This window comes from Paenarthrobacter sp. NPDC056912, from assembly GCF_042786555.1.
In the GTDB taxonomy this organism is placed as follows: Bacteria; Actinomycetota; Actinomycetes; order Actinomycetales; family Micrococcaceae; genus Arthrobacter.
The window spans coordinates 1-24,714 of record NZ_JBHUCD010000019.1; the positions used below are offsets into that span (position 1 = coordinate 1).

Here is a 24,714-nt window from a genome sequence, read left to right on the forward strand (position 1 = left end):
CCGGCCCCAGCCACCCACGTCGGAATCAACCTGCCCGAAACCAAAACACCCCAAAAACTAGCCCAGTGACTCCACACAGCTTGACAATTTTCGAGCGTCGGCAGTTAAGTGCAGTTAGGTGAGAGAGGGTCGGGGGGGATTATGCGAGGACGCGGAGCTTGGATCCCGAGCGGCCGAACAGCGCTGCGTCGGCGGAAATCTTGCCGGCGCCGGCAAGTGCCAGGGCCAGGGCTGCGCCGGCGAAGAGCAGCACCAGCTCGTAGCCGCCGTTGCCGACGAAAACGCCTGCCGTTGCGTGCACCAGGAAGAGCGCGCCGAGCATGTTGACGGCCAGGAGGGCTGCGAAGACGCGGGTCAGGAGGCCGATGATGAGCGCAATGCCGCCCACCAGTTCGAGTGTTGCGACGATCGGGGCTACTGCGGAAGCGCCGGGCACGCCCATCTGGGCGAACGAGGCCTGCGTGCCGGCAATGGTGAATTCGTTGAACTTCTGCCAACCGTGCGCGGCGAAGAGAAATCCTGCAATGACGCGCAGGATGGTCAGGGCTGTGGTGGTCAAGCTGGACTTGTTCATACCTTCAACCCTTGCGGAGATAGGTTGAAGAGTCAACTAATCGTGGCCCCTTATGACCAAAACCTGGAGCTATCGAACTTCCGGTCGCTCCAGATACCGGGTGTCGGGCTCGGCAAATCCGAACTGTTTGTAGAGTCCGTGGGCATCAGTAGACGTTCGTGGAGAGCTCGGTCCAGAGCCAATCGCGGTCCACACGGTCCTGGTCAACGGAGAGAGTGAACGTCATCGCGTGGGCCCCTTTGCCTGGATCCGACGTTTCCTGGCCGGCTTCGCCTGAAGCCACGGCTGCAACAACCGGGTGGTGATCGGCAGGAAGAGATAGGTCATCAATGGCGTCAGAATGCAGACCGTGAGGAGCACTTGGAACACCAACGGCCAGTCCTGGATCAAAGGATGCAGGAGGAAGTTCGCCAAAAGGCTGAGCGGGAAAAACGGCAGAAAGATGCTGACGGCTTGCTTCCAGCGCGGCGGCACAACGGTCTCGGGAATCACAACTGAGACGTCACCGGGCCGGGAGAACCAGCCTTCGATGCCCGTGTGCCGCTCCACCCGGGTGGTTTCCATCATGTCCCTGGCGCTGTCGATCCACCATCGGCGCTCCTCGGACTCCTCCCACTCCTGCAGCGAGGCGGCGTCGGCGAAGCGGTACAGCATGTTCCATTCATCCGAATCGGCGGCGGTCCGGACCCACCCCGATCCCAAGTAACCAGGCCATTCGCGGGCCAACTCCTGGCCGGCATGGGCCCACGCGTTCGCCTGCCGGGTGTAACCGGGCAGGATGGTGCGGGCAACGGAAACGGTAACGGGATGCTCGTGTGACACGGCCCAAATGTACCCGGCCCGCGGCGGACTAGGCTTGTTTAGTGCCTCAAACCACAACCACACCCACCCGCTCCAACGCCCGCGAAATCCTGCGCCTGGCCGTGCCTGCCTTCGGCGCGCTCATCGCCGAGCCGCTGTTCCTGCTGGCCGACTCCGCAATCGTGGGCCATCTAGGCGTAGACCAGCTTGCCGGGGTGGGGTTGGCGTCCACCATTTTGCACACTGCCGTGGGGCTCATGGTCTTCCTTGCCTACTCCACCACGCCGGCCGTTGCCCGAGCTATCGGCGACGGCAAGCTGGGGAAGGCTTTGGCAGCAGGGCGCGACGGCGTCTGGCTGGCTTTGCTCCTTGGGCTGGCGCTCGCAGTGGCCGGCTTCGTAGCGGCCGAGCCCCTGGTTGGCTTCATGGGGGCCAGCGGCGAGGTGCGCGGCTTCGCCGTCGACTATTTGCGCTGGTCAATGCCCGGCCTGGCCGCGATGCTCCTCATCTTTGCCGGAACCGGTGTCCTCCGCGGCCTCCAGGACACCAGGACCCCGTTGCTCGTGGCAACAGCCGGCTTTGCCCTCAACATTGCGCTCAACGTGTTCCTTGTCTACGGCCTGGGGCTGTCCGTGGCGGGTTCGGCGATCGGCACGAGCATCGCGCAATGGGCCATGGCCGCCGTCTATCTGGTGATGGTCAGCCGCAACGCAAGGCAGCATGGCGTGTCCCTGAAGCCCGATTGGCACGGCGTCCGGGCCATGACCAAGGTGGGTTCTTGGCTCATGCTCCGCACCCTTAGCCTTCGCCTCGCGATCCTCGCCACCGTCATCGTGGTGACCGCCCAAGGCGCCGTCAACTTGGCCGCGCACCAGTTGGCCATGACCATCTTTTCCTTCCTCGCGTTCGCCCTGGATGCCCTTGCCATCGCGGCTCAGGCTTTGATCGGCAAGGAGCTGGGCGCCGGAAACGCCCATCGAGTCCGGGAATTGACCCGCACCATGGTCCGGTGGGGCCTCGGATTCGGCGTGATTACCGGGGTGCTCCTGGCCGTGGCGGCTCCGTGGGCCGGCTACCTCTTCACGTCCGACGCCGGCGTTCGTTCCGCCCTGACCGTTGCCTTGTGGATCCTTGCGATAGGACAGCCGCTGGCCGGATACGTCTTCGTCCTGGACGGCGTGCTCATTGGCGCCGGCGACGCGCGCTACCTGGCGATTGCCGGCGTCGTAAATCTGGTGGTCTATCTGCCGCTGCTGGCGGTGATCCACGAAGTAAAGCCCGACGGCGAGGCGGGGCTCGTCTGGTTGTGGGCCGCCTTCGCGCTGGGCTACATGCTGGCCCGAGGGGTTACCTTGGGCCTGCGTGCGCGGACGGATCGGTGGATGGTGCTCGGTTCGCACTAAACTGGACGGGTGACTCTCCCAACGACTCCCGCCCAGACTCCTTCTGCCTCCGCGGCCGGGCTCTGGAAACCCGTGCTGATCCGTGCTGCGGTTGCGTCGGTGTTCGGCTTGGTCACCATCTTCTGGGGTTCGCCCTCCGTGCAGGTCCTGGCGTGGGCTGTGGGGCTGTACCTGCTGGCGACGGCGGTGTCGCTGTGGATGTCCCGCGCTTTGCCCGTTGCCGTACCGGTGGTGGTCGCGATCGGCGGAGTGGGCGCGCTGGTTACCCAGTCAGATGCGGGCGTAGCGCTTTCCGCCCTGCTGGCCTTGCTGGTGCTTGGCCTCCTTGAAGTGGTTCATGGCCTCCGGAAGCGCGACTCCTTGGCCCGGGATTGGCTTATTTCCGGTGTATTTTCCGTTGGCACCGCGCTCGCGCTTCCGTTCTTCATCCCGCTGGGTGCCCACGCGCTTTTGGGTGTGGCCGGCGGCGGCGCGATCCTTACAGGCGTGCTGTGGATGCTGTCCGGATTGACCCTGCGGCACGATGCCCGGACAGCTACGCAAGCCCCCGCTCAGCCCGCTGCGCCGGGGGCTTCGCCCGAGGCCGTAAACTAGTAGCTGGACGTTCTACTCGTTGTAGAACTATTGCAGACCGGCGGGGAGCCGAACAGGCCCGCCACCATTGGAGGAATGACCGTGGCAGACCAGACACCAGGAGAACCGCGCAAGATGCGGACCTCGGTCAAGGGACCCCTCATGTTCTCCGCGTTCTTTGCAGTGCTGGCCTTTGTGGCCGTGCTGATCTTCGCCTCCGGCGGTAGCGCCCACGCACCGCGGTTCGACCTCGCTTTCACGGGCGCGGGCATCGCGTTCATCGTGAGCCTCGTGGTGGCTGCAATGCTGTCCATGAGTCACAAGGAGAACGCCGACCACCTCGGCAAGGGCTCCGGAGTCAACCTCAGCTCCAAGCGGCACGGCCATGGCGGGTCGGCCGCCCCGGACTCGCCTGACGAGACTGAAACGCCCGACGCCGGCCGCTAAACTTCCAGCGCTTCCTCACTGTGGTGGGGGAGCGCTTTTTGGTGCGGTGGTGTGGTTTGGGTGGCGCCACCGTCACGTCTACTCGCCCTCGGCGGCCTTTCGTGCCCGGTACGCCGCTACGTGGGCTCGGTTGGCGCAGTTTCCTGTGTCGCAGTAGAGCTTGGAGCGGTTGCGGCTCAGGTCCAGCACCACGGCGTCGCAGTCGTCGGCCGCGCACACACGCATGCGGTCCATTTCTTTACTGCGGATCACGTCGATGATGGCCATCGCGGCTTCGGTGCCCATTCGGTCTGCCAATGGAGCTTCCGGGGTGGTGGCGTGGAGGTGCCAGTCCCAATGGTCGTGTTTGACGAGTTGGGGCAGCGCTTTGGCGTCCGCGAGCAGTTTGTTGACGGACTTGGCGGCGGTGTCCTCGTCGGCACTCCAGAGGGCTGCGAGTTCACTGCGGAGCCGCTTGATGCTGCGCAATTCCGCCGCATTCCCGGTCCTGGAGCCCGTGAACTCTTCGGCGTCCAGGAACGCGTTGAGGTCTTCCACGGAAGTGAGAGAATCCTCGCCGTTGGCTGCAGTGTTGACCAGGTTGACGACGCTACGAAGGGCAACCTCGGTGTCAGGCGCAAAAAGCACTTTGACTCCTTACATGTTTCGGGAGTACTGTCATGACCATAAGCCCACTTTACTCCTGACAGGAGGCTGCTGTGTCAGCTCCAACGACGAAGGCTGATGCAAAAGGTTTCCTGGCATCAGGACTCGGCATCGCGTTGTTTTCCTCCGCTGTTTTCGGCACGTCCGGCTCGTTCGCCAAATCGATGCTGGAAACCGGCTGGTCACCCGGCGCCGCCGTTGCCGTGCGCCTCACTGGTGCCGCGATCATACTGGCGATCCCCGCCGTCGTGGTTCTCCGGGGCCGTTGGCACCAGCTCAAGGACAACTGGCTCACCATCCTGCTGTTCGGCCTCATTGGGGTGGCAGGCTGCCAACTCTTCTACTTCAACGCCGTTGCTCGACTGTCGGTAGGCGTAGCGCTGCTGCTCGAGTACCTTGCCCCGGTCATGATCGTGCTGTGGCTGTGGATCGCCAGCCGACGCCGGCCACGGGCCCTCACCTCGGCGGGCGCCCTGCTGTCACTGGGTGGCCTTGTCCTGGTGCTTGATCTAACGGGTGCCGTGAAAGTCGACTTCGTCGGGGTTCTCTGGGGCATGGCCGCTGCCGTTTGCTTGGTGATCTACTTCTTCATCACGGCAAAAGAGAACGACACACTTCCCCCGCTGGTGCTCGCTTCAGGCGGGCTCATGGTGGGTGCGCTGGTGATGTGGTTGGTAGGGATCCTCGGGCTGCTGCCGATGACGTTCAGCACCGCTGACACCACCCTCGGACCGTGGACCACTCCGTGGTGGGTGTCCGCGGTGGGGCTGATCGTCCTGGCAACGGTCCTCGCGTACGTTTCCGGGATCATGGCCGCCCGCAGCCTGGGCTCCAAAGTGGCTTCCTTCGTGTCCCTGACCGAAGTGCTGTTCGCGGTGGTGTGGGCTTGGCTGCTCCTGGGCGAACTGCCCGGTCCAATCCAGCTGCTGGGCGGACTCCTGATTGTGGGAGGTGTGGTCCTGGTCCGCGTCGATGAGTTGCGCGGCGACCGCAGGGCCGCCCGCCAGGATGCGGAGCTAGCCGCCGCCCGGGTCTTGGATCACGCGAACGACGTCGAACCCGTCCCATCGGGGCATGTAACCAAAGAGCCTCGGAACTAGGCGACACTACTTAAAACAAAGGACCCGGACGCCGATGCGTCCGGGTCCTTCCCAACTGTCTTAGTTGGAAGCCTGCTGCTGCTGCTCAGCGTTCTTCTGAGCGCGATCGCCGGCTTCGCGAAGTGCGTCGGCAACCTTCTTCAAGTTGGAAGCGTGCTGGCTGTCCCACTCGCCGCGGAACTTGTCAGCGTCAGGGCCCTTCCAGTCGGTGCCGTCAAGAGCGCCCTTGAGCTGTGAACGCTGCTGCTCGATGCTCTCGGCACCTGCCTTCAGCTTGTTACCGAGCTGACGAAGCTGATCAACATCTGCACCCCAAATAGCCATGAGATTCTCCTTCATTTGTTCGGACCCGAGCTCTTCGGCATCCCCAGCGGCCTCCGGCTCATCCGGAAGATCCAATAGCTAAAACCTATCCCGGGATTCGAAAGACCGTCGATGGGCACCCCTCCCCATGCAGCACTGCCCATGGTTAGCATGGGATATGTGCCGAAATATCAGGACCCTGCATAACTTCGAACCGCATGCCACCACCGCCGAAGTGGAGGCCGCAGCGCTGCAATACGTTCGCAAGATCAGTGGGTCGACCAAGCCATCCAAAGACAACGAGGAAGCCTTCGCGGAGGCAGTCCACGAGATCGCCCACATCACACAACATCTCCTGGACTCCTTGGTCAGTCACGCCCCTGCGAAGAACCGCGACGAGGAAGCCGCAAAGGCGAGGGCCCGGGCCGCTATCCGCTTCGGCACGGCGTAGGCCCACGCAAAGTAGCTGGCAGTAGTGGTTGTTCTGATGGCTCAGAACAACCACTACTGCCAGTCAGTTGGGCTTACTTCCCGAACGAGCGGAGCCGCAGGGAATTCGCGACAACCAGTACCGAGCTTGCTGCCATTGCCGCGCCCGCGATCATGGGGTTCAGGAAGCCAAGAGCGGCCACCGGAATGCCGATCGCGTTGTAGAAGAAGGCCCAGAACAGGTTTGTCTTGATGGTGGACAGCGTCCGGCGGGATAGTTCGATTGCCTGTACCAGCTGGCCCAGCTCGCTCCCCATGACCGTGAGGTCCGAGGCTTCGATGGCAACATCCGTGCCCGAGCCCATCGCAATGCCCAGATCAGACTGTGCCAAAGCCGCGGCGTCGTTGACGCCATCGCCGGCCATGGCCACTGTGGCTCCCGACTCCTGAAGCTTCCGGACCGCCTCGACTTTGCCCTCCGGCAAGACTCCGGCGAATACATCATCCGGTGAAATCCCGACGGCGGCAGCCACTTGGGCGGCCACGGCGGCGTTGTCTCCGGTCAGCAGGATGGGGCGGATGCCCAAGTCCTTCAGCCGCTGGATTGCTGCTGCGGAGCCCGGCTTGATGGTGTCACTCAGGCTCACAATTCCTGCAGGCAGACCGTCTACTGCAACCCAGATTGCCGTAGCGCCGCCGTTCTCTTCTGCGGCCAAGGCTTCCCGTTGGGTTGGGTCGAGCGAGATGCCGTTCTCCTCGAGCCAGCCGGAGCGCCCAACCACCACCGTCCTGGGCATGCCGTCCAGCACAACGGTTCCGCGCACTCCACCTCCCGGAGCCGAACTGAAGCCGTCAACGCCTGGGAGAGCGCCGGCGTCGGGCATTGAGTCCTTGGCGGCTGCGGCGATCGCGTGGGCAATCGGGTGCTCAGACGCTGACTCGACAGCTCCCGCCAGCGTCAGCACTGCGGCGGTCGAGTAGCCGCCAAGAGCCAATGTATGGTCCACAGCGAGCTTTCCGCTGGTGACCGTACCCGTCTTGTCCAGCAGGATGGTGTCCACATGCCGGGTGTCCTCAAGAACCTGCGGTCCCTTGATCAGGATGCCCAGCTGGGCGCCCCGGCCCGTTCCCGTCAGGAGTCCAACAGGCGTTGCCAGCCCCAAGGCGCAGGGGCAGGCGATCACCAGGACAGCCACAGCCGCGGTGAATGCTGCGTTGAGGTCCCCCGAGAAGAACAGCCACAGCAGGAAAGTGACCAGGGCGATGATCAAAACAATCGGGACGAAGACAGCACTGATCCTGTCAGCGAGCCTTGCGATCGGTGCCTTGCCGGTCTGCGCCTGGCTGACCAGCCGCCCCATCTGGGCGAGCGTTGTATCTGAGCCGACGCGCGTTGCCCGGACCAACAGGCGGCCGGACGTGTTGATGGTGGCACCCGTTACGACGCTGCCCGGACCAACCTCAACCGGCACTGATTCGCCAGTCACCAGCGAAGCGTCCACGGCGGATGCGCCGTCCGTGACAACCCCGTCCGTTGCGATCTTCTCGCCGGGACGGACCACCATGACGTCGTCCACAAGAAGCTGTTCGGCCGGGATTTTCTGTTCCAGGCCACCCACCAGGATCGTGGCATCCTTGGCGCCCAGGTTCAGCAGCGCTTTCAGTGCGTTGCCGGCCTTGGCCTTCGCATTCGCCTCAAGGTAGCGACCCAAAAGGAGGAAGGTAGTGACAACTGCGGCGACCTCGAAGTACAGACCGCCGCCGGACATGCCCTCCATACCTGGGTGTTCGGTCATGCGAGGATCTGCGAACAGTTGCCACGCAGAGTACAGGTACGCGGCGATGACTCCGATGGACACCAGGGTGTCCATGGTGGACGCGAAGTGCCGGGCATTGATGGCCGCTGCCCTGTGGAACGGCCAAGCCGCCCAACTGACCACCGGCAGGGCCAACGCGCCCACAACCCAGCCCCAGTTGGCGAACTGAAGCGCAGGGATCATGGAGATCGCGAAAACGGGCACCGTCAGCAAGGCCGCAGCGATCAGGCGCGGAAGGAGCGTTGAAGCTGCCGGCCCGTGAGCCATGTGGTCGTCATGCCCCTCATGGCCGGTGTGTCCGGCTTGCGCGTCATGTCCGACTTGCGCGGCGCCATGCCCGGTATGCTCGACCGTTCCTCCGCCGGGCGCATGCTGCCGCGGACCACCGGCGTCGCCGCTTTGTGCGGTTTCCGGCGCCAGTGCAGCGTCGCCGCTCTCGGGGGTTTGTTTTGCAGGGGCGTGTCCGTGGTGTTCGTGGGGGAGCTGTTCCCGGGTGTGCGGGGCCGGGGCTTGGCGGACGGTGGCTTTGTAGCCCGTCGCGTTGACCGTGTCCACGATTTGCTGGTCCGTCACGGTGGGCGGAACCGTGACATGAGCTGATTCGAGGGGGAGGTTTACGCTGGCCTCCACGCCTTCGAGCTTGCCAAGTTTCCGTTCCACTCGATTGACGCAAGAGGCGCAGGTCATGCCCTCTATGTCCAGTTCGATGACCCGGTGTGCGAGTTGATTGATGGTCTCCTGGTGACTCAAGAGGACTCCTACGCTTGGTTGGCTACCACCAGGTAGCCGGCTTCTGCCACGGCCTCGCCGATTTCCGACGGCGAGAGCTCCTTGGTTGAGGTGATGGTCACGGTGGACAGGCCCCCGGGATTGAGGTCCACGGCCACTTCCTCCACGCCGCTGAGGGCTTCGAGTTCTTCGCTCACGCTGGAGACGCAGTGGCCGCAGGTCATTCCGGAAACGTTGACGTTGGTCTGGATGGGCTGGCTCATGGCGGACTCCTTGGTGGTGAGTTGAATGGTGTGGTGGTTGTTGGCGGTGTTACCGCAGCAGGCGCCCGATGGCATCTGTGGCCTCCTTGACTTTGGCGTCGATCTGCTCGGCGCGGGCCTGGGGGTCGGGTTCGGAGGCAGCGCCGACTACACAGTGGCCGATGTGCTCTTCAACAAGCCCGAGACTGACCGCGTGGAGGGCCTTGGTGGCTGCGGCAACCTGCGTGAGGATGTCGATGCAGTATTTGTCGTCCTCCACCATGCGTGCGATACCCCGCACTTGTCCCTCGATGCGTTTGAGGCGGCGGAGGTAAGCGTCCTTGTTGCTGGAGTAGCCATGCGGGGCGGCATGCTCCAGGTCCACCTCGATGGGCAGAGCGTCAGGATCACTCAGCTTCAAATCTACGTTGCTCATGTTTTCAACATATACCCATAGGGGGTATTGCACAAGTACCCCCCGGGGGTATCGTCGTGAAGAAGGGAGAAAGCACTCGAGGAGCTGAAGGTATAGACCAAAATGCCAAAAAACTGGATTCTTGTTTTGCAATGCAAACCTTTTGGGAAATGTGCTTCCGCCCACACCGGCGCGTTCATAGTGTTTGGTCTCATAGCCGCGGAGGGGGAAGTCCCGCGGAACCCGACTTTTCTCCATGGAGGACACTTGAAACTCGCACGCTCCGCCGCGGCAATAGCCATCGCAGCGCTCGCATTGACCGCTTGCGCTCCGCCCACGTCAAACAACGCAGCTTCCAGCTCGGACGAGCAGACCGGCACCGTCCGTGTCTGGCTCTTCTCCGAGGTCAACCAGGATCCCAAGTCCGCAGTGGTCAAGGAAGCAGTTTCCGAATTCGAAGCGGCACACAGTGGTGCCAAGATCGACGTCCAGTACATTCCCGTGGACAGCCGGGCAGAGCGCTTCAAGGCCGCATTCAATGATCCGTCGAGCGCACCGGACGTAGCTGAATTCGGCAACACGGACCTGGCCAGCTATGTGGCATCCGGAGGCCTGGCTGATGTCACCGAGGACATCAAGTCCTGGGACGAGGCCAAGGACCTGGACGAGAAGATCCTGGACACCACAGAGATCGACGGCAAGAACTACGGTGTGCCGTGGTTCGTTGGCGTTCGTGCCCTCTACTACCGTACGGATCTCCTGCAGCAGCTCGGTCTTGAGGTTCCCAAGACCCTGGACGAGGTAGAAACCGTTGCCCGCGCCGTCCGTGCGGCAAACCCGGACCTGCTGGGCATCTCCGTCGGCGGCGCTGCCCAGTTCTCCGCCATGCCGTACCTGTGGGCCAACGGCGGCGAAATCGCCACGAAGGAAGGCGACACCTTCGTTTCCGGCCTGGATTCGACGCAGTCACGCGACGGCGTTGCCGCTTACACGCGCCTCCTCAAGGACGATATCTGCCCGGCCCAGACCTGCGCTGAGTTCGGTGGAAACGCCAGCGTCCAGCAGTTCATCGCCGGCAAGTCGGCCATGACCATCGGCGGCGACTTCAACTACAAGGCCGTTGCAGCCAGCGCCATCAAGGACAAGTTCGCCGTGGTTCCGGTTCCCGGCAAGACTGCCGGCTCCATCGCACCGGCTTTTGCCGGCGGCAACAACCTGGGTGTCTTCAACAGCAGCGAACGCCGCACGCTCGCAGCTGACTTCGTGAAGCTGCTGGCCAGCAAGAAGTACCAGCAGAAGATGTTCGACTCCATGGGCAACCTCCCCACCTTCAGCGACGTCCAGAAGTCCGTGGCGGAGAACAACAAGCAGGTTGCACCGTTCATCGACACCCTGGGTGCCGGAACCAAGTTTGTCCCGGTCACGGAAAACTGGTCCACCATCGACGCCCAGGGTGTCTTCACGGGGATGTACCAGAAGGTGGTTACGGGCAAGGCTGACGTGAACGCGGCAACCACCGAGGCCGCGGCCGCCATGAACACCGCATTCGGTTCCAAGTAATGCGCTGCCTCCCATCACCAACCGAAGGCACACCATGACAGCCCTCGCCCCCGTGCGGCCCGATGCGCCTCAGGGCAGCACTCCAGGCAAAGGATCGACGACGGCGGCACGCAAGTCCGGGCGTTTCACCAACGGAAAGCGCGGACTGGAGCCCTGGCTCTACCTTGCTCCGGCGTTCATCGTCCTGATCGCACTGCTCGGTTATCCGATCTTCCAGCTCATCAATGTCTCGCTGTACGACTACCGCCAGGCGCAGGTCAGCGGTAAAGCGCCCCTCAAGTTCGTGGGTTTGGAGAACTACCAGAAGCTCTTCGGCGATCCCCAGTTCTGGACGGTCCTTGGCAACACCGTGGTCTTCGCCACCGCCTGCGTGGTCTTCACGTTGTTGGTGGGCAGTTCGCTGGCAGTGCTTGCCACGAGGCTCCGCCCGTGGGTCCGTTCGATGCTCTTCGTTGTTTCGCTCGGCGCTTGGGCCACCCCGGCAGTCACAGGCAGCGCTGTGTGGCTGTTCTTGTTCGACCCCACGCTCGGTCTGGTCAACAAGACTTTGGTGGGTATCGGGCTCACGCAGTTTGAGGGCTACTCCTGGACCTACGACAAATGGTCTGCTTTTGGTCTTGTGGCCAGCGAAGTGGTGTGGTGCTCGTTCCCGTTCGTGCTGGTTACGGTCTACGCCGGAATTCAGGCGATCCCGACCGAAGTCATTGAAGCCGCCAGGATCGACGGCGCCTCCATGCCACGCATTGCGCGCAGCATCATGCTCCCTATGTTGCGACCCATCGTGATCGTGGTGACCATCCAGTCCATCATCTGGAACTTCAAGATCTTCTCGCAGATCTACATCATGACCAACGGCGGTGGCATCGCAGGACAGAACCTCGTGCTGAACGTCTATGGCTATCAACAGGCGTTCGCGGCGAGCCTCTACGGACTCGGTTCAGCGCTCGGTGTGATCATGACCGCCCTGCTGATGGTCATCACGATGGTCTACCTCCGGATCCTCAAGAGAACAGGCGAAGCCCTATGACCGCCGTCGACGTTTCATCAGTCTCGCGCCGAAACATGAAAGCGGACGCCCCGCAGAAGTTCCGCAAGCACGGCAGGCGCCGTTTCGGTGCCGACGCCGTGGCGATCGTCATCGCGCTGATCGTAGCCTTCCCGCTGTTCTGGATGGTTCTGTCTGCATTGAAGCCCAAAACCGCGCTCGACGCCGGTGATGCGGCGCCGTACACGCTGGAACCATCGCTGGACTCGTTCGGGCGCGTCCTGGGGGTCAACAATTTTGGCCAGTACTTCCTGAACAGCGTGATCGTGGCGTTGGTGGTTGTAGTGCTGTCCACCGTCCTGGCGTTCCTCGCGGCAGTGGCGCTGACCCGCTACAACTTCAAGATGCGCACCAAGCTGCTCATCATCATCCTTGTGTCGCAGATGGTGCCCGTGGAGGCGCTGACCATTCCGCTGTTCTTCCTGCTGCGGAACGCCGGTGAGGCCATCCCGTTGGTGGGCCTGAACCAGCTCGGTTCGCTGGTCCTGGTGCATGTGGGCTTCAGTATCCCGTTCGCCATCTGGATGTTGCGTGGCTTCGTGGCCGCTGTGCCCTTGGAAGTCGAAGAAGCCGCCCGCCTGGACGGTGCCAGCAGCTTCCGGTTTGTGCGCTCCATCCTGTTCCCCTTGGTGGCGCCCGGCGTGGTGGCATGCTCGGTCTTCTCCTTCATCTCCACCTGGAACGACTTCCTGTTCGCCAAGACCTTCATCATTTCCGCCCAAGAGAACCAGACCCTGCCCATGGCACTCCTGACGTTCTTCAAGCCCGACCAAAACGATTGGGGCGCCATCATGGCAGGCTCGGTCATCATGACCATTCCCGTGCTGATCTTCTTTGTGTCAGTGCAGCGCAAGCTCGTGTCCGGACTGGCCGGGGCGGTGAAGGGATGAGCGCCCGTCACGACTTGGTTCCAGCGCCGTGGTCCTTCTCCGCGGGGACAGGCGAATTGGAACTCGACGCCGGCACTACCGTCGGTGCCGATCCCGAGCTGAATGGTCCACGCCGTTGGCTCGCCCGGGCTTTGGGCGAAGCTACGGGTTGGGACCTGGCTCCCGCACCGGCCAGAACGGCGGGCATCCGCCTCCTGCTTGACCCCGAACTCGTCGCCGAGGCTTACCGCCTCGAGGTGAGTGACGCCGTCGTGATTCATGCGGGCAGCGAAGCGGGCGCGTTCTACGCGGCGCAGACGCTCCTGCAACTCATGGGACCAAGCGCGCTGCGGCAGGCTCCCCTCGCCCCAAGGGACAGCTGGCCGATACCGAAGGTTTCTGTGGAGGACAAGCCGCGTTTCGGCTACCGCGGCACCATGCTGGATGTCGCGCGGCATTTCATGCCCAAGGACAACGTGCTCCGGTTCATCGAAGTGATGGGCATGCACAAACTCAACGTCCTGCACTTGCACCTCACGGACGACCAAGGCTGGCGGATTCAGATCAACCGCTATCCCAAGCTCACCGAGACCGGTGCCTGGCGGCGTGAATCGTCGCGCGGTTCATGGCGTGCAGGCGTGTTCGATGGCCTGCCGCACGGTGGCTTCTACACGCAGGACGACCTCCGGGAGATTGTGGCATTCGCCGCTGACCGGCACATCACTGTCATCCCGGAGATCGACGTTCCGGGCCACAGCCAGGCGGCCATTGCGGCGTACCCGGAGCTGGGTGCGGGTGACGGCCCTGTGGAGGTCTGGACGCGCTGGGGTATCAACGAGACCGTGTTGGACGTTTCGGAAACCTCGCTGGAGTTCTACCGGAACGTTCTCGACGAAGTGGTGGAGATCTTCCCCTCCCCGTGGATAAGCCTGGGAGGCGACGAGGTTCCCCTCACGCAATGGCAGACAAGTCCGCAGGCGAAGGCGAAAGCTGAAGAGTTGGGCCTGCACGATGTGTCCGGCCTGCACAGCTGGTTCGTCGGGCAGTTGGCGTTGCATCTGCAGCGCCACGGCCGCGCCACCTCCGTGTGGGACGAAATCGGCGACGGCGGCCTTCCGGAAGGTGCGCTCGTGGCGTCCTGGCGCGGGTACGAGGGCGGCATTGACGCCCTCCGCAAGGGCTACGACGTTGTGATGTGCCCCGAGCACAAGCTCTACCTCGACCACCGGCAGGCCGATGGCGACGACGAGCCAGTACCCGTTGGTTTCGTGACCACCCTGCAGGCCGTCTACGAGTTCGAACCACTGCCCGGTGTTGAAGACACGGACTTCCCCGGCCGCCTGCTCGGTGCCCAAGCCAACATCTGGACCGAACACCTGGACTCACTCCGCAGGGTTCAGTTCGCAGCTTTCCCACGCCTGAGCGCGATCTCCGAGGTGTTCTGGTCCAAGCCCGAAGAGCGGGACTACGATGAGTTCCTGACCCGGCTTACCGGCGCTCACCTGAAACGGCTCGATGCGATGGGCGTGGAGTATCGGCCATTGACCGGCCCGGCTCCGTGGCAGCAGCGGCCGGGCGTGGAGGGTTGGAAACGCGATTACGACGCCGAGCAGCGCGCCGCTGTTGGATAGGACTTGAGTGACTACTGAAGGCAAGGATGCCCGGAATTCCTCGGCATCACTCCGAAAGGCGCTGGCCTTGCTGGCTGTCGTGGCAGAACAACCCGGCAACGGTGATGGCCTGGCGCTGGTGGAGCTCGCCCGGCTCTCCGGACTGAACAAGAGCACCCTGTTGCGCCTGGCCGCGCCCTTGTTGGACGAGAACCTGTTGGAACGCGACCATGAGACCGGCAAGTTCCGGCTGGGCCACGGCTGCCTGCGCCTGGGACAGTCCTATCTCGACCGGGTGGACTTGCGCAGCGTGGCCAACGGCGAGCTCCGAAGCCTTATGCGTGCCACGGAAAGCACTTGCCACCTGGTGGTGCTTTCCGGGCACGACGTGGTCTACCTGGACAAGGTGGAGGATGAAGCCACAGTGCGGATGGCTTCCCGGGTAGGCGCCACCATGCCGGCCTATTGCACCGCAGTGGGCAAGGCCATGCTCGCCTTCAGTCCGGAGGAGGTAGTGGGACCGATCCTCGCAGGGAAACTTGCGCCTCTCACGGAGAAGACCATCACCGATCCGGCACTGCTCCGCGCCGACTTTGAGGCCATCCGAAGGCGCGGATACTCCATTGACGATCGCGAGAATGAGCCGGAAGTCCGATGCGTGGCCGCACCCATTTTCGGGCACGACGATCACGTGGTGGCGGCATTGTCCGTATCTTCGCTGTCTTCTCGGATGACGGCCAAGCGGGTCAGGGAAGTCGGGCCCATGGCCGCCGAAACAAGCCTGCGGATTTCCGCGAAACTCGGTTCGCGCCGGGCGTCTGCGAAGCTGGCGAAACTCGCATGACAGTGGATCCCGCCGCATATTTCCGCGCCAAGCTTCAATGCGAGATAGACGTCATGGAAGTAGCTGAGTCCGAGCCCGGATCATTGCTTGTAGTGGACACCCGGAGGCGATCTTCCTGGGACCACGGACATATTCCCGATGCCGTACATATCCCGACGGCCCAGATTCCAGCGAAGGCCCCTGACCTGATCCCGGCGGGTTCACAGGTAGTGGTGTACTCCTGGGGCCCCGGGTGCAACGGCAGTACCTTCGCCGCGCTCGCTTTCGCGGAACTGGGATACTCCGTCAAGGAAATGATCGGTGGAATCGAGTACTGGATCAGGAACGGGCTCCCCGTGGAAACAGCCGCGGGGACCATTCAAAGTAAGCCGGATGCGCTGGTGACGGCACACACGGCCTGAGTTGAAACGGGGGATGATGGCGGTTTTCGTACTTATTCACGGTGGTGGTTCCACGGCGTGGGACTGGCATCTGGTCAAGCCACTGCTTGAGGCATCGGGGCATGCCGTCATTGCTGTTGACCTGCCAATCGAAGACCGTCATGCCGGGCTTGAGGACTATACCCAGGCCGTGACGGAAGCGGTGGGCGATGCGCAGCACACCATCGTGGTGGGGCACTCGCTGGGTGGCTTCACGGCCCCTTTGGTCTGCGACGAACTCCACTCCGACGGCCTGGTGTACCTCTCAGCAATGATTCCAACGCCGGGCGAAACATTCGGCGACTGGTGGACCAACACGGGCCATGATCGCGAGACTATTCCCGACGAAGCATTCTTCAACCTGGTCCCTGACACCCTCGCTCAGCAGGCCCGCGACAAGGAGCGGGACCAGCAGGGTGCCTGGATGTCAGGACCTTGGCCCGGCAAGCGTCCGGATGTGCCAACCCTGGGGATTCTGTGCCGCGATGACCTCTTCTTTCCACCGTCGTTCATGAGGCGCCAAGTTCGCGAGCGGCTGGGAATCGAACCGGTGGAGATCCCCGGCGGTCACTACGCCACGTTGAGCAATCCGGGCGACGTAGCTGCGGCCCTCAACAACTTCGCCCAGGAAATCGCCTCGTCCGACCCCTGAGCATGAGCCGCCTAGTACGGCATGAGGCCACGTACTCAGTCAGTCCCGCTGCTCGATCAGAGTGAGCTGGGTACCGTCGGGGTCTATGAGGTACCCGGCCCGGAGACCCCATGTCTGCATGCGGACGGGGTGCAGGCGCGGCATGCCGGAGGTGGTGACCGGTACGCCGGAGCGGAGAATGGCGTTGTACAGTTCATCGACGTCAGCAACGCGCAAGCAGCACATGAAGCTGCTCGAAAATGGATCAAAGCCCGGGGCTGGAAAGAATTCAAGCTGCAAACCTGCCCGCACCAGGATCATCCAACCCTCGTCGCGGAACAACCGTCCAAAACCGAATCCCGCGTAGAACGCTTCAGTAGCATCGAAGTCTCGAGACGGGAGATTCGGTACGGCTCGGTCAAGCGCCGGGGTCTGGGCCATGGACCAATAGTGGCACTTCGCTGACTTTCGATACCGCTAAGTGCCCGGATTGGGATGTGACTTAGGGTCATTCATAGCACTGGCTGGATCAAACGAAGGATGCGGACATGACGAAAATGAACGCTGGCGAGGTGGAAATACGCACCGCCCGCCTTCTGGACGTGCCGTCCATCATCTTCTTGGAATGCCAAACCGGCCGGACTCAACTGGATCCTTTGGCACTTGAGGCTGCGGTGAAAGACGAAAACAGACATGTCGCAGTGGCCATCCTCGGCGCCACCGTCGTCGGCTGGGGGAAAACGCACTATTGGGATTACTCAGACGGGGACGCGCCTTCAGGACATTATCTCGGCGGCGTCTCGGTCCTATCCTCCCAGCGCCGCCGCGGGGTCGGCAGCGCAATCACGGAGGCGCGACTGCAATGGATCTGGTCACGAGAGCCAGAAGCCTGGTACGTCGTCAATGCCGGAAACACCCCATCCATCGAGTTACACAGGAGGTGGCACTTCACTGAAGTAGCCCGCGGCCCACAGTTTCACACGACGACCTTCACAGGCGGGGTTGGACTGCTCATGAGCGCAAAGCGACCCTGATCCGAGGAAGGTCACCGATCTCCCGCTCACCATCATGTGGCGGGCACCGGTGATCGGGTGGGCATGCTTCTAATTGGGCCAGCGCTGTAGACAGAACCGATGCCGGGCCGGCCAAGGCGGACATATCCAAGAAAGCGCACTCCGGAAAGCTCACTTCGGAGGCAAACCCATGGGAGAGTCACACCCCGGCCCGCCACAGCACCAGACTGCCAGCCGCTCACAGAGCAACCGTGTAAAGTCTTAATGACCATGGTGAACCTGGTCATTGGCCTTCTCTTTGCAGGGATCTTCCTTGCCTCATACCAGTCAGACCGGCGCCGGTTGCGGAACGGCGTGCTGCTTGCGGTGGCGGCGTGGTTCCTCCTGCAGGCAATCCTTGATTTCCTGACTGACCTGAATCCGTGGTTCGAATGGTTGAACCTGGTGGTGTTGGTGGTGCCCGTCATCAGCATTTTCGTGTTTGCCGGCTTCCTGATCGCCAACGGCGTCACCATGGTCCGCAAGGAAGGGCCGGGCGTCACCAGCTTCCTGCCTTTCGCTGTGGGGCTTGCGGTCTTCCTCGCACCGGTGGTTGCGTTCTTGTTCGTGCTCAGCGGGCAGCCGGTGTTGGCCGGCATCGCGGCCTTGGCGTTCTTCCTGTGCGCCTACCTTGGCTGCGCGTTCGTGGTCTTTCTTGGGTACGCGGTGGTGTATTCAAAAATGCGGTTCACCCCGAATCCGGCCGCCGTCATCGTCCTGGGGTCCGGCCTGATCGACGGCAAGGTCCCGCCCTTGCTCGCCGCGCGCTTGAACAAGGCTTTGGAAATTTACGACGGCGTCACGGCGGTGAGGCCTCTTTTGGTCCCTTCCGGGGGCCAAGGCCCGGATGAACCCCGGCCGGAGTCCGAAGCCATGAAGGAGTACTTGGTGGCCAAGGGTGCAGCGGAAGCAGATGTACTGGAGGAGAACCAAGCCGCCACTACCCGCGAGAACCTCGCGTATTCCGTTGCTTTGCTGGCAGAGCGCGGCATCCAGGGTCCGTTGCTCGTGTGCACCAACAACTACCACGTGCTCCGCGCTGCTCTTCTGTCCCGCCGGCAGAAGATCAACGCGGAGGTGGTGGGTGCCCCGACGGCAAGGTACTTCGTGCCCAGTGCTTTCCTGCGGGAATTCGTGGCCGTGATGAGGGACAACCGCCTGACCAACATGGTCCTTTGCCTGCCGATGTTCGGGATTGCCTTGCTCATCACGGTCGCACTGATGGATTCGCCGGTGGTGTGAAGCCGTACGAGTTGTGAAGCCCTGCAAGTTGTGAAGCCCTACGAGTTGGGGACCCCCGTGGTGAAGGTGTGGCTCCACTGGGTGACTGCACCGCCGGTAAAGACGTACCCCGGCCGGGCAGCGGCCGTGACGGTCACTGTTCCGTTGGGTTTCCTGTAGCTCCCGGCTGCAACTTCCTTGCCGTTGATGAGATATTTCACGCCCGCCACGGCGGGGATGGTGAAGGCGTCCTGCCCGTGGCCGGGCCGGTCTGTAAACGTGACGTCCACAGGCGTCGCGGTGTCGTATCGGAGGCCGAAGCCCAGGGGCAGGAGCACGCCGTCGCCGTCGGCTTCGGGGATGTTGACCGGCAGTTTGCCGCCGGGGTTGACCGCCCCGGAAACGGCGCGCACGACACCATGGAAGTTGACCTTGTTGTTCCCATAGCTGTTGAGCACGGCGGCGGCGCCGGGGAAGACACTGACATCGTAGGGATTGCGTGTCGCAACCACGATGACGGGTGTCCCGGTCGCTGCGAGCTCTGCCACCATCTGTTGCTGCGCAGCGTTGCTGGTGGCGTTGTAAGAGGCGAAGACCACGGCGTCGACGTTGCCGGCGGCGGCAACCGCACGTGCCCGGTAGGCGGCGGAGGGCGAGGCTCCATTCTCGTAGTCTTCAGTGACAGCGAATCCCTGTTCCTTGAACGTGGGCCCTGCCAGTTCCGGACGTCCCGAACCGGCGCCGACCATGAGCACGGAACTGCCCGATGCAAGGGGCAGTACGCGGTCCTTGTTGCGCAGCAGCGTGACGGCGTGGTCGGAGATCAGGTCTGCTGTGGCTAGGTTTTCCGCGGTGCCAACAAGTTTGTTCACGCTGCCGGGATCCGCCAGGGGTTGCGTGAAGACTCCACGTTTGACCTTCCATTCGAGGATTCGCCGAACCGATTCGTCGAGGCGGGCTTCGGTGATTTCACCGGACTTTACGGCGTCGCGGACGCCTGCGAAGGAGGCATCGACGTCGGGGGAGTTGAGGAGGATATCGGTACCGGCCTGAATGGCTTTGACCGCTATTTCTTCCTGTGGCCATTCGGCGGCCATGGCCGCCATGTCCAGTGCGTCCGTAGTAACCAGTCCCCTGAAACCCAGCTCGTCGCGGAGCAGACCGGTGAGAACCTTGTGGGACAGCGTGCCCGGCATGTCGGGATCAATCGCCTCGACGATGATGTGCGCGGTCATGACCATGTCCACGCCCGCACCGATCGCGGCCTTGAACGGTTCCAGATGCTTGTTCAAGGTGGCGCGGTCGTAGGTGACGGTCGGCAGGCCGTAGTGGGAATCCACTGAAGTGTCTCCGTGCCCGGGGAAGTGCTTGGCTGCTGCGCCTACGCTGTGTGCTTGCATGCCTTCGATTTGGGCGACACCCAGCGTGCTGACCAGGCCGGGGTCCTCGCCCATGGACCGGATTCCAATGACGGGGTTGTCCGGGTTCGAGTTAAGATCCAGCACAGGCGCAAAATCAACGTTGATGCCCATGGCCCGCATCTCGGAGCCGAGGATTTCGCCCTGTGCGCGGGCAAGGTCCCTATCTGCAGCGGCACCCAGTGCCATGTTGCCCGGGAGCACAGTTGCGGGTGCGCCTATGCGGGCAACAAGGCCGCCCTCCTGGTCTATGGTGACTGCCAGCGGGATGCCGCTTCCGTCTTCGCCCGTGGCGACCCGCTGCAGGCCATTGGAGAGGCCGGCTACCTGCTGGGGGTTGTTCGTGTTCCCGGACCACGCGAAGTAGAGGACACCGCCGAGGTTGTACTTTGCCACTACTTCGGCCGGTGTGTTGACGCCGTACCGGTCCTGGTTGCTTGCGGCCATGGAGGTGTCATCCGCTGACGAACCATAGACATGGGTCCAGGTCATCTGGCCGATTTTTTCGTCCAGCGTCATGCCGGCGATCATGGCGTCGATGTCGGGAGCCGGGGAGGTCGTCGTCGTCGGTGTGTTGTTCACGGGCACAGCGGCAACTGCCGTGCCTGCGCCAACCATGAGAAGGGCAGTGGCCGCCGCCGTCATGAGGGTGGTTCCTTTTCTGTACATGTGAATCCCAATCGTCTCAGTGGAGGTTGAAGCCGTCAGCAGGGCTAGCGCCGGCCGTTATACAGGAGGTACTCGCGGGTGTCGCGAACGAACTGACCCAGTTCGGAGCGCCAGCTGCCGATGATCGTCGCGGCGTCAGTACCGGCGTCGAGCTGTTCGGCAAAGCGGGCCGAACCGCTCAGCAGCCCCATCCAGCGCCCTCCGTCGCCGCGCCAATCGAAGCCCGGGTACAGCCTTTTGGCTTCCACGAGCATGTGCGTGCCAACTTCCAGCGCTTCCACGCGGGCGGGATCAGTGATGTGGACCTGCACGCCCCCGCAGACCAGTCCTTGGTTTTTCGAGAGCGTCGGTTGGAAGTACGCTTCCCGGAAAGTGACACCGCTGAGCCGCTTGCTGTTGAGTGCCTCGGCCCAGCGGTAGTCCACATACGGGGCGCCGATCAGTTCGAACGGCCGGGTTGTGCCGCGGCCTTCTGACATATTCGTCGCCTCGAACAGGGCCGTGCCGGGATGCAGGGTGGCCGTCTCAGGTGTTGGCATGTTGGGGCTGGGGAGGATCCAGGCGGCCCGGTTGTCCGGGCCGGTCATTTCACGGCGCCATCCCCGAACCGCCACGATTTCAAGGTCCTTGATGGGCTTGAGGCCGGCGGCCGGCAGATGGACGGCGTTGAAGTACTTGGCAAGCTCCCCAACGGTCATTCCGTGCTGGAGCGCGATGCCCAAGCGGCCTACTCCGGATTCGAACCCGCCTTGCAGGACCGGCCCCCGCGCTTGCCCGCCAACGGGGTTTGGGCGGTCCAGGACCACAAACTTGGCCCCGGTTTGGGAGGCCGCCTGCATGGCGCCCCACATGGTCCAGATGTACGTGTAGAAGCGCGCCCCGACATCCTGGATGTCGAAGCAGATGGTGTCCACGCCGGATGCCTTGAAGTAGCCCGCGTAGTCCGCAACTTCGGCGCCGTAGGAGTCGTAGACCGTGATGCCCGTTCGCGGGTCCACTGACGTCCCCTCGCTCGCTCCGTCCTGGGCCGTTCCGCGGAATCCATGCTCGGGCCCGAACACTGCACCCACGTTGACACCCTTGTCCGCCATGTCATCCACGATGGAGCGGAGGTTGGCCAGCACACCGGTGGGGTTGGTGATGACGCCGACCTTGCGCCCGGCGAAAATGTTCCATTTATTGGCCGCGGCCACGTCCGCGCCATTGACCGGAGATCCTGGTTTTCCCGCGTCCAGCGCCGGGGTCGCCTGGGCGTTGGTGATGGATGCGAGGGGTGCGGCGAGGGCAGCGGCGGCGCCAAGTCCCGACGCACGGATCAGTCTTCTTCGGTCAATCGTCATGGGTGTGCCTTTCGATGAAGAGCATGGTGGAGGCCTGCGGACGCATACGGCATTACCGCGTTCCCGTGAATCCCCGACATTTTTCTGCGGCCCGGACCAGCCTGTGACTTGCCTTACACCGAAGGTATTAGCTCCCCGAGAGTTCGTCAATGAATTACACAAACTTTGTCAATTGGGTAATTTCCATACACGGCAGCAAGGAGGGCTGTTCACGTTCCCGTCACCCGGGGTTGTTAGGCTGCCGCCCACTACCGGCCGACCAGGAGGAACCGCATGACGGAGTCAAACTCACTATCCACACCGCTGGACAATTGGTGGGTCAGGGACAACCTGCGTGAAACCATCGACCACCTCGTGGAGTTGGGCTACACCATCAGCGGAGGGCAAGGGGAGGACCCGGACCTCATCGATCCCGGCGGGTTGGCGGTGGAAACCTGGAACGAGGACTATCCCTATGAACAGCGGATGTCCCGTGACGAGTATGAAATGGAGAAGTACCGCCTGCAGATTGAGCTGCTGAAATTCCAGTACTGGGGCCAGGACCGCGGCCTCAAGCACGTGATTGTCTTCGAAGGCCGCGACGCCGCAGGCAAGGGTGGAACCATCAAGCGGTTCACGGAGCACCTTGACCCGCGCTCCGCCCGGACTGTGGCGCTCGCCAAGCCCTCCGACCGCGAGCAGGGACAGTGGTACTTCCAGCGCTACATCCAGCACCTTCCCACCGCAGGCGAGATCGTGATGTTTGACCGGTCCTGGTACAACCGCGCCAACGTGGAACGCGTGATGGGCTTCTGCACCGACGACGAGTTCGACACCTTCATGGGCCAAGCCCCCGTCTTCGAAAAGATGCTCGTGGACGCGGGTATCCACGTGACCAAGTTCTGGTTCTCCGTGACCAGGCAAGAGCAGCGCACACGTTTCGCGATCCGCCAGATAGACCCCGTGCGCCGTTGGAAGCTCTCGCCCATGGACCTGGCGTCACTGGGCCGTTGGGACGAATACACCGACGCCAAAGAGCAGACGTTCCTTCACACGGACTCGGACCACGCGCCCTGGATCACCATCAAGTCGAACGACAAGAAGCGCGCCCGCATCAACGCCATGCGTTTCTTCCTCAACCAGTTCGACTATGACGACAAGGACACGTCCGTTGTCTACGAGGCCGATCCCCTCATTCTCCGCCGCGGCCGCGACGCTGTAGGCGACTAACAAACAAAGCGCGACGTCGGCACCCACCTTGGGTGCCGACGTCGTACTTTAAGCAGTACGTACCGGAATCCCGTTACATATTTCGGGGAGCCGGACATTAACCGGGTATGAGCGTGCAAACAGACCAAGGAGATCGCGTGGTTGGGGGGAGGCAGCAACGGTTCCTGGCAGCACATGCCGCCTGCCACGACCAGGTCTACCGATATTTCCGGCGGCGCACCGAGGGAGTCTCCACGGCGGAGGACCTCAGCGCGGAAGTCTTCCGGATCGCCTGGGAAAAGACCCGTCACGATCAGGATTTGTCCGTGCTGGTTGTCTTCGGCATAGCCCGCAACGTCCTCCGCAACCACCGGCGGTCCACGCTCCGCTCCACCAACCTCGCACAGGAGTTGGAGGGGCAACGCAGTCTGGAGCCGGAGTCCCCGGACGAGGGTGTGCGGGACGCGCTGGATCGGCTCAAGCCAGAGGAGCGTGAAGTTCTCCTCCTGACGTATTGGGACGGGTTCACTTCAGCCGAAATTTCCATCCTGCTCAATGTCACCGCAACGGCCGTCCGGATGCGCCTGCACAGAGCACGGAAAGAGCTGGGCAAGCTACTTCGGACGGATCAAGCTACGGAGGATGTGGAGCGATGAGCAAGGACACCACAGAACGACTGACCGCAGCCGATCCGGCTTTGGCGATCACGGAAGAAGAGCTGTCCCGGAGCCGCGAGAAGAGCCTGGCCGCCATGGACGCTGACGCCGGCTACCTTGCCGTGGGCGGCTCAATTGCCGATTTCCACAAGCAGCCCGGAAAGCGCCGTATCCGGCTCATTGCCGGCTACGGGCTGGCCGCTGCGGCTGCCGCTGCAGTTGTTGCCGGCGTGGTTGTGGCGTCTTCCATGCCTGAACCGCTGGTGGGACACGCGGTGCCGACTGCCACGCAACCTGGCGTTTCGCCCGAAACGGGAGCTCCCGGCTATTCGCCGCTGCCCGAAATTACGGGACTCCGGATGCCAACCTTCAACAACCACATTGTCACCGGCGGCAACGGCAACAAAGCTGCGGTAGCTAATGACCCGGAAGCAGACTTCCATATGGACGCGCTGAACATGGGAAAGCTCAGTGTGAACAGCGGAGGCTGCTTTGCCGGCGAAGCCCCGGACGGCAGCTCGGGCGGACTCATCTTTCCCGCCGGGACAACCGTCACCGAGACGGGAGTGGTTTTTCCCGATGGCAAATCCTTGAACATTGGCGATAACTTCGCATTCGGAGGGGGTTCCGGCGACGTGGACCCGGGAGAGTGCTCCCCGCAGGGCTGGGCATTCCTGGTCCAAAGCTGGGATTAGCGCCAAAGCCGGGATTAGC

Annotated in this window: 27 protein-coding genes; 17 read left to right on the forward strand and 10 right to left on the reverse strand. The window is 62.8% G+C overall.

All coding sequences use genetic code 11. The annotated features are described in order from the left end of the window. Positions 1–139: 139 nt before the first annotated feature. Together ACFRJ9_RS18560 and ACFRJ9_RS18565 are read right to left on the reverse strand one after the other, a co-directional pair. Positions 140–574: a DoxX family protein gene (locus tag ACFRJ9_RS18560; RefSeq protein WP_377670939.1), complete on the reverse strand. Its 435-nt coding sequence runs from the start codon at positions 572–574 to the stop codon at positions 140–142. Between the two features lie 222 nt (positions 575–796). Beyond that, positions 797–1,396 carry an antibiotic biosynthesis monooxygenase gene (locus tag ACFRJ9_RS18565; RefSeq protein ID WP_377670942.1) on the reverse strand — a complete coding sequence of 200 codons (600 nt, stop codon included), beginning with the start codon at positions 1,394–1,396 and terminating at the stop codon, positions 797–799. A gap of 41 nt (positions 1,397–1,437) precedes the next feature. Between ACFRJ9_RS18565 and ACFRJ9_RS18570 the strand changes: the two genes are divergently transcribed. From ACFRJ9_RS18570 to ACFRJ9_RS18580, 3 genes are all read left to right on the forward strand, one after another. After that, complete coding sequence (locus tag ACFRJ9_RS18570) at positions 1,438–2,778, forward strand: MATE family efflux transporter (RefSeq protein WP_377670944.1); 1,341 nt, start codon at positions 1,438–1,440, stop codon at positions 2,776–2,778. Positions 2,779–2,787: 9 nt separating this feature from the next. Continuing rightward, positions 2,788–3,372: a hypothetical protein gene (locus ACFRJ9_RS18575; RefSeq protein ID WP_377670945.1), complete on the forward strand. Its 585-nt coding sequence runs from the start codon at positions 2,788–2,790 to the stop codon at positions 3,370–3,372. Positions 3,373–3,447: 75 nt separating this feature from the next. After that, positions 3,448–3,798: a hypothetical protein gene (locus ACFRJ9_RS18580; protein WP_377670948.1), complete on the forward strand. Its 351-nt coding sequence runs from the start codon at positions 3,448–3,450 to the stop codon at positions 3,796–3,798. Between the two features lie 78 nt (positions 3,799–3,876). Here ACFRJ9_RS18580 and ACFRJ9_RS18585 read toward each other — a convergent pair whose 3' ends face one another. Further along, complete coding sequence (locus ACFRJ9_RS18585; RefSeq protein WP_377670950.1) at positions 3,877–4,425, reverse strand: CGNR zinc finger domain-containing protein; 549 nt, start codon at positions 4,423–4,425, stop codon at positions 3,877–3,879. Between the two features lie 71 nt (positions 4,426–4,496). Here ACFRJ9_RS18585 and ACFRJ9_RS18590 point away from each other — a divergent pair, with 71 nt between their 5' ends. Beyond that, positions 4,497–5,543, forward strand: a complete 1,047-nt coding sequence (locus ACFRJ9_RS18590; RefSeq protein WP_377670952.1) for a DMT family transporter — start codon at positions 4,497–4,499, stop codon at positions 5,541–5,543. Positions 5,544–5,603: 60 nt separating this feature from the next. Here ACFRJ9_RS18590 and ACFRJ9_RS18595 read toward each other — a convergent pair whose 3' ends face one another. Then, entirely contained in the window at positions 5,604–5,867 is a 264-nt protein-coding gene (locus ACFRJ9_RS18595) for a WXG100 family type VII secretion target (protein WP_377670954.1), read from the reverse strand. 157 nt (positions 5,868–6,024) lie between these two features. On the opposite strand from ACFRJ9_RS18595, the gene ACFRJ9_RS18600 reads away from it, so the two are divergent. Beyond that, positions 6,025–6,297, forward strand: a complete 273-nt coding sequence (locus tag ACFRJ9_RS18600; protein ID WP_257369872.1) for a DUF2277 domain-containing protein — start codon at positions 6,025–6,027, stop codon at positions 6,295–6,297. A gap of 73 nt (positions 6,298–6,370) precedes the next feature. Here the strand turns inward: ACFRJ9_RS18600 and ACFRJ9_RS18605 are convergent, their stop codons facing one another. Genes ACFRJ9_RS18605 through ACFRJ9_RS18615 form a run of 3 tightly spaced genes read right to left on the reverse strand, consistent with a single transcriptional unit; the run spans position 6,371 to position 9,499 of the window. Next, the gene (locus ACFRJ9_RS18605; protein ID WP_377670956.1) at positions 6,371–8,842 is read right to left on the reverse strand and encodes a heavy metal translocating P-type ATPase; all 2,472 of its coding nucleotides are present in this window, start codon (positions 8,840–8,842) and stop codon (positions 6,371–6,373) included. 8 nt (positions 8,843–8,850) lie between these two features. After that, on the reverse strand, positions 8,851–9,084 hold the full coding sequence (locus ACFRJ9_RS18610) for a heavy-metal-associated domain-containing protein (protein WP_377670959.1): 234 nt from the start codon (positions 9,082–9,084) through the stop codon (positions 8,851–8,853). 49 nt (positions 9,085–9,133) lie between these two features. Next, complete coding sequence (locus ACFRJ9_RS18615) at positions 9,134–9,499, reverse strand: metal-sensitive transcriptional regulator (RefSeq protein WP_377670961.1); 366 nt, start codon at positions 9,497–9,499, stop codon at positions 9,134–9,136. Between the two features lie 246 nt (positions 9,500–9,745). Between ACFRJ9_RS18615 and ACFRJ9_RS18620 the strand changes: the two genes are divergently transcribed. The 7 genes from ACFRJ9_RS18620 to ACFRJ9_RS18650 are packed head-to-tail and all read left to right on the forward strand — an operon-like array spanning position 9,746 to position 16,477. Next, positions 9,746–11,038, forward strand: a complete 1,293-nt coding sequence (locus ACFRJ9_RS18620) for an extracellular solute-binding protein (RefSeq protein ID WP_377670964.1) — start codon at positions 9,746–9,748, stop codon at positions 11,036–11,038. A 34-nt stretch (positions 11,039–11,072) separates the two neighbouring features. Beyond that, positions 11,073–12,065 carry a carbohydrate ABC transporter permease gene (locus ACFRJ9_RS18625; protein WP_377670967.1) on the forward strand — a complete coding sequence of 331 codons (993 nt, stop codon included), beginning with the start codon at positions 11,073–11,075 and terminating at the stop codon, positions 12,063–12,065. Next, positions 12,062–12,973, forward strand: a complete 912-nt coding sequence (locus ACFRJ9_RS18630) for a carbohydrate ABC transporter permease (RefSeq protein WP_377670969.1) — start codon at positions 12,062–12,064, stop codon at positions 12,971–12,973. The genes ACFRJ9_RS18625 and ACFRJ9_RS18630 overlap by 4 nt, the downstream gene beginning before the upstream one ends. Beyond that, a complete protein-coding gene (locus ACFRJ9_RS18635) occupies positions 12,970–14,583 on the forward strand; it encodes a beta-N-acetylhexosaminidase (RefSeq protein ID WP_377670971.1) in 1,614 nt (537 codons plus the stop codon). Before ACFRJ9_RS18630 ends, ACFRJ9_RS18635 begins: the two co-directional genes overlap by 4 nt. Positions 14,584–14,590: 7 nt before the next feature. Next, positions 14,591–15,406, forward strand: a complete 816-nt coding sequence (locus ACFRJ9_RS18640) for an IclR family transcriptional regulator (protein WP_377670974.1) — start codon at positions 14,591–14,593, stop codon at positions 15,404–15,406. After that, positions 15,403–15,807 carry a rhodanese-like domain-containing protein gene (locus ACFRJ9_RS18645; protein ID WP_377670976.1) on the forward strand — a complete coding sequence of 135 codons (405 nt, stop codon included), beginning with the start codon at positions 15,403–15,405 and terminating at the stop codon, positions 15,805–15,807. Before ACFRJ9_RS18640 ends, ACFRJ9_RS18645 begins: the two co-directional genes overlap by 4 nt. A gap of 13 nt (positions 15,808–15,820) precedes the next feature. After that, the gene (locus tag ACFRJ9_RS18650; RefSeq protein WP_377670978.1) at positions 15,821–16,477 is read left to right on the forward strand and encodes an alpha/beta fold hydrolase; all 657 of its coding nucleotides are present in this window, start codon (positions 15,821–15,823) and stop codon (positions 16,475–16,477) included. 39 nt (positions 16,478–16,516) lie between these two features. Here the strand turns inward: ACFRJ9_RS18650 and ACFRJ9_RS18655 are convergent, their stop codons facing one another. Beyond that, positions 16,517–16,897 (reverse strand): bleomycin resistance protein, encoded by a 381-nt coding sequence (locus ACFRJ9_RS18655; RefSeq protein ID WP_377670980.1) that lies wholly within the window; start codon positions 16,895–16,897, stop codon positions 16,517–16,519. A 107-nt stretch (positions 16,898–17,004) separates the two neighbouring features. Between ACFRJ9_RS18655 and ACFRJ9_RS18660 the strand changes: the two genes are divergently transcribed. Together ACFRJ9_RS18660 and ACFRJ9_RS18665 are read left to right on the forward strand one after the other, a co-directional pair. Further along, positions 17,005–17,490 (forward strand): GNAT family N-acetyltransferase, encoded by a 486-nt coding sequence (locus ACFRJ9_RS18660; protein ID WP_377670983.1) that lies wholly within the window; start codon positions 17,005–17,007, stop codon positions 17,488–17,490. 243 nt (positions 17,491–17,733) lie between these two features. Further along, the gene (locus ACFRJ9_RS18665; protein ID WP_377670985.1) at positions 17,734–18,750 is read left to right on the forward strand and encodes a YdcF family protein; all 1,017 of its coding nucleotides are present in this window, start codon (positions 17,734–17,736) and stop codon (positions 18,748–18,750) included. Positions 18,751–18,788: 38 nt separating this feature from the next. Here ACFRJ9_RS18665 and ACFRJ9_RS18670 read toward each other — a convergent pair whose 3' ends face one another. Together ACFRJ9_RS18670 and ACFRJ9_RS18675 are read right to left on the reverse strand one after the other, a co-directional pair. After that, a complete protein-coding gene (locus tag ACFRJ9_RS18670) occupies positions 18,789–20,816 on the reverse strand; it encodes a glycoside hydrolase family 3 protein (protein WP_377670988.1) in 2,028 nt (675 codons plus the stop codon). Positions 20,817–20,860: 44 nt separating this feature from the next. Further along, complete coding sequence (locus ACFRJ9_RS18675; protein WP_377670990.1) at positions 20,861–22,156, reverse strand: exo-beta-N-acetylmuramidase NamZ domain-containing protein; 1,296 nt, start codon at positions 22,154–22,156, stop codon at positions 20,861–20,863. Between the two features lie 273 nt (positions 22,157–22,429). Between ACFRJ9_RS18675 and ppk2 the strand changes: the two genes are divergently transcribed. From ppk2 to ACFRJ9_RS18690, 3 genes are all read left to right on the forward strand, one after another. Continuing rightward, entirely contained in the window at positions 22,430–23,365 is a 936-nt protein-coding gene (gene ppk2 / locus ACFRJ9_RS18680) for a polyphosphate kinase 2 (RefSeq protein ID WP_377670993.1), read from the forward strand. 107 nt (positions 23,366–23,472) lie between these two features. After that, positions 23,473–24,000 carry an RNA polymerase sigma factor gene (locus ACFRJ9_RS18685; protein ID WP_377670995.1) on the forward strand — a complete coding sequence of 176 codons (528 nt, stop codon included), beginning with the start codon at positions 23,473–23,475 and terminating at the stop codon, positions 23,998–24,000. Further along, entirely contained in the window at positions 23,997–24,695 is a 699-nt protein-coding gene (locus ACFRJ9_RS18690; RefSeq protein ID WP_377670998.1) for a hypothetical protein, read from the forward strand. The genes ACFRJ9_RS18685 and ACFRJ9_RS18690 overlap by 4 nt, the downstream gene beginning before the upstream one ends. Positions 24,696–24,714: the final 19 nt, after the last annotated feature.

Excerpts from the sequence above, each read along its gene's own strand:
- ACFRJ9_RS18615 (WP_377670961.1), bottom strand. The coding sequence starts at position 9,499 with ATGAGCAACGTAGATTTGAAGCTGAGTGATCCTGACGCTCTGCCCATC.
- ACFRJ9_RS18665 (WP_377670985.1), top strand. The coding sequence starts at position 17,734 with ATGACCATGGTGAACCTGGTCATTGGCCTTCTCTTTGCAGGGATCTTC.
- ACFRJ9_RS18655 (WP_377670980.1), bottom strand. The coding sequence starts at position 16,897 with ATGGCCCAGACCCCGGCGCTTGACCGAGCCGTACCGAATCTCCCGTCT.
- ACFRJ9_RS18595 (WP_377670954.1), bottom strand. The coding sequence starts at position 5,867 with ATGGCTATTTGGGGTGCAGATGTTGATCAGCTTCGTCAGCTCGGTAAC.
- ACFRJ9_RS18560 (WP_377670939.1), bottom strand. The coding sequence starts at position 574 with ATGAACAAGTCCAGCTTGACCACCACAGCCCTGACCATCCTGCGCGTC.
- ACFRJ9_RS18690 (WP_377670998.1), top strand. The coding sequence starts at position 23,997 with ATGAGCAAGGACACCACAGAACGACTGACCGCAGCCGATCCGGCTTTG.
- ACFRJ9_RS18600 (WP_257369872.1), top strand. The coding sequence starts at position 6,025 with ATGTGCCGAAATATCAGGACCCTGCATAACTTCGAACCGCATGCCACC.
- ACFRJ9_RS18610 (WP_377670959.1), bottom strand. The coding sequence starts at position 9,084 with ATGAGCCAGCCCATCCAGACCAACGTCAACGTTTCCGGAATGACCTGC.
- ACFRJ9_RS18660 (WP_377670983.1), top strand. The coding sequence starts at position 17,005 with ATGACGAAAATGAACGCTGGCGAGGTGGAAATACGCACCGCCCGCCTT.
- ACFRJ9_RS18580 (WP_377670948.1), top strand. The coding sequence starts at position 3,448 with ATGACCGTGGCAGACCAGACACCAGGAGAACCGCGCAAGATGCGGACC.
- ACFRJ9_RS18625 (WP_377670967.1), top strand. The coding sequence starts at position 11,073 with ATGACAGCCCTCGCCCCCGTGCGGCCCGATGCGCCTCAGGGCAGCACT.
- ACFRJ9_RS18650 (WP_377670978.1), top strand. The coding sequence starts at position 15,821 with ATGATGGCGGTTTTCGTACTTATTCACGGTGGTGGTTCCACGGCGTGG.
- ACFRJ9_RS18670 (WP_377670988.1), bottom strand. The coding sequence starts at position 20,816 with ATGTACAGAAAAGGAACCACCCTCATGACGGCGGCGGCCACTGCCCTT.
- ACFRJ9_RS18645 (WP_377670976.1), top strand. The coding sequence starts at position 15,403 with ATGACAGTGGATCCCGCCGCATATTTCCGCGCCAAGCTTCAATGCGAG.
- ACFRJ9_RS18635 (WP_377670971.1), top strand. The coding sequence starts at position 12,970 with ATGAGCGCCCGTCACGACTTGGTTCCAGCGCCGTGGTCCTTCTCCGCG.
- ppk2 (WP_377670993.1), top strand. The coding sequence starts at position 22,430 with ATGACGGAGTCAAACTCACTATCCACACCGCTGGACAATTGGTGGGTC.
- ACFRJ9_RS18675 (WP_377670990.1), bottom strand. The coding sequence starts at position 22,156 with ATGACGATTGACCGAAGAAGACTGATCCGTGCGTCGGGACTTGGCGCC.
- ACFRJ9_RS18685 (WP_377670995.1), top strand. The coding sequence starts at position 23,473 with ATGAGCGTGCAAACAGACCAAGGAGATCGCGTGGTTGGGGGGAGGCAG.
- ACFRJ9_RS18630 (WP_377670969.1), top strand. The coding sequence starts at position 12,062 with ATGACCGCCGTCGACGTTTCATCAGTCTCGCGCCGAAACATGAAAGCG.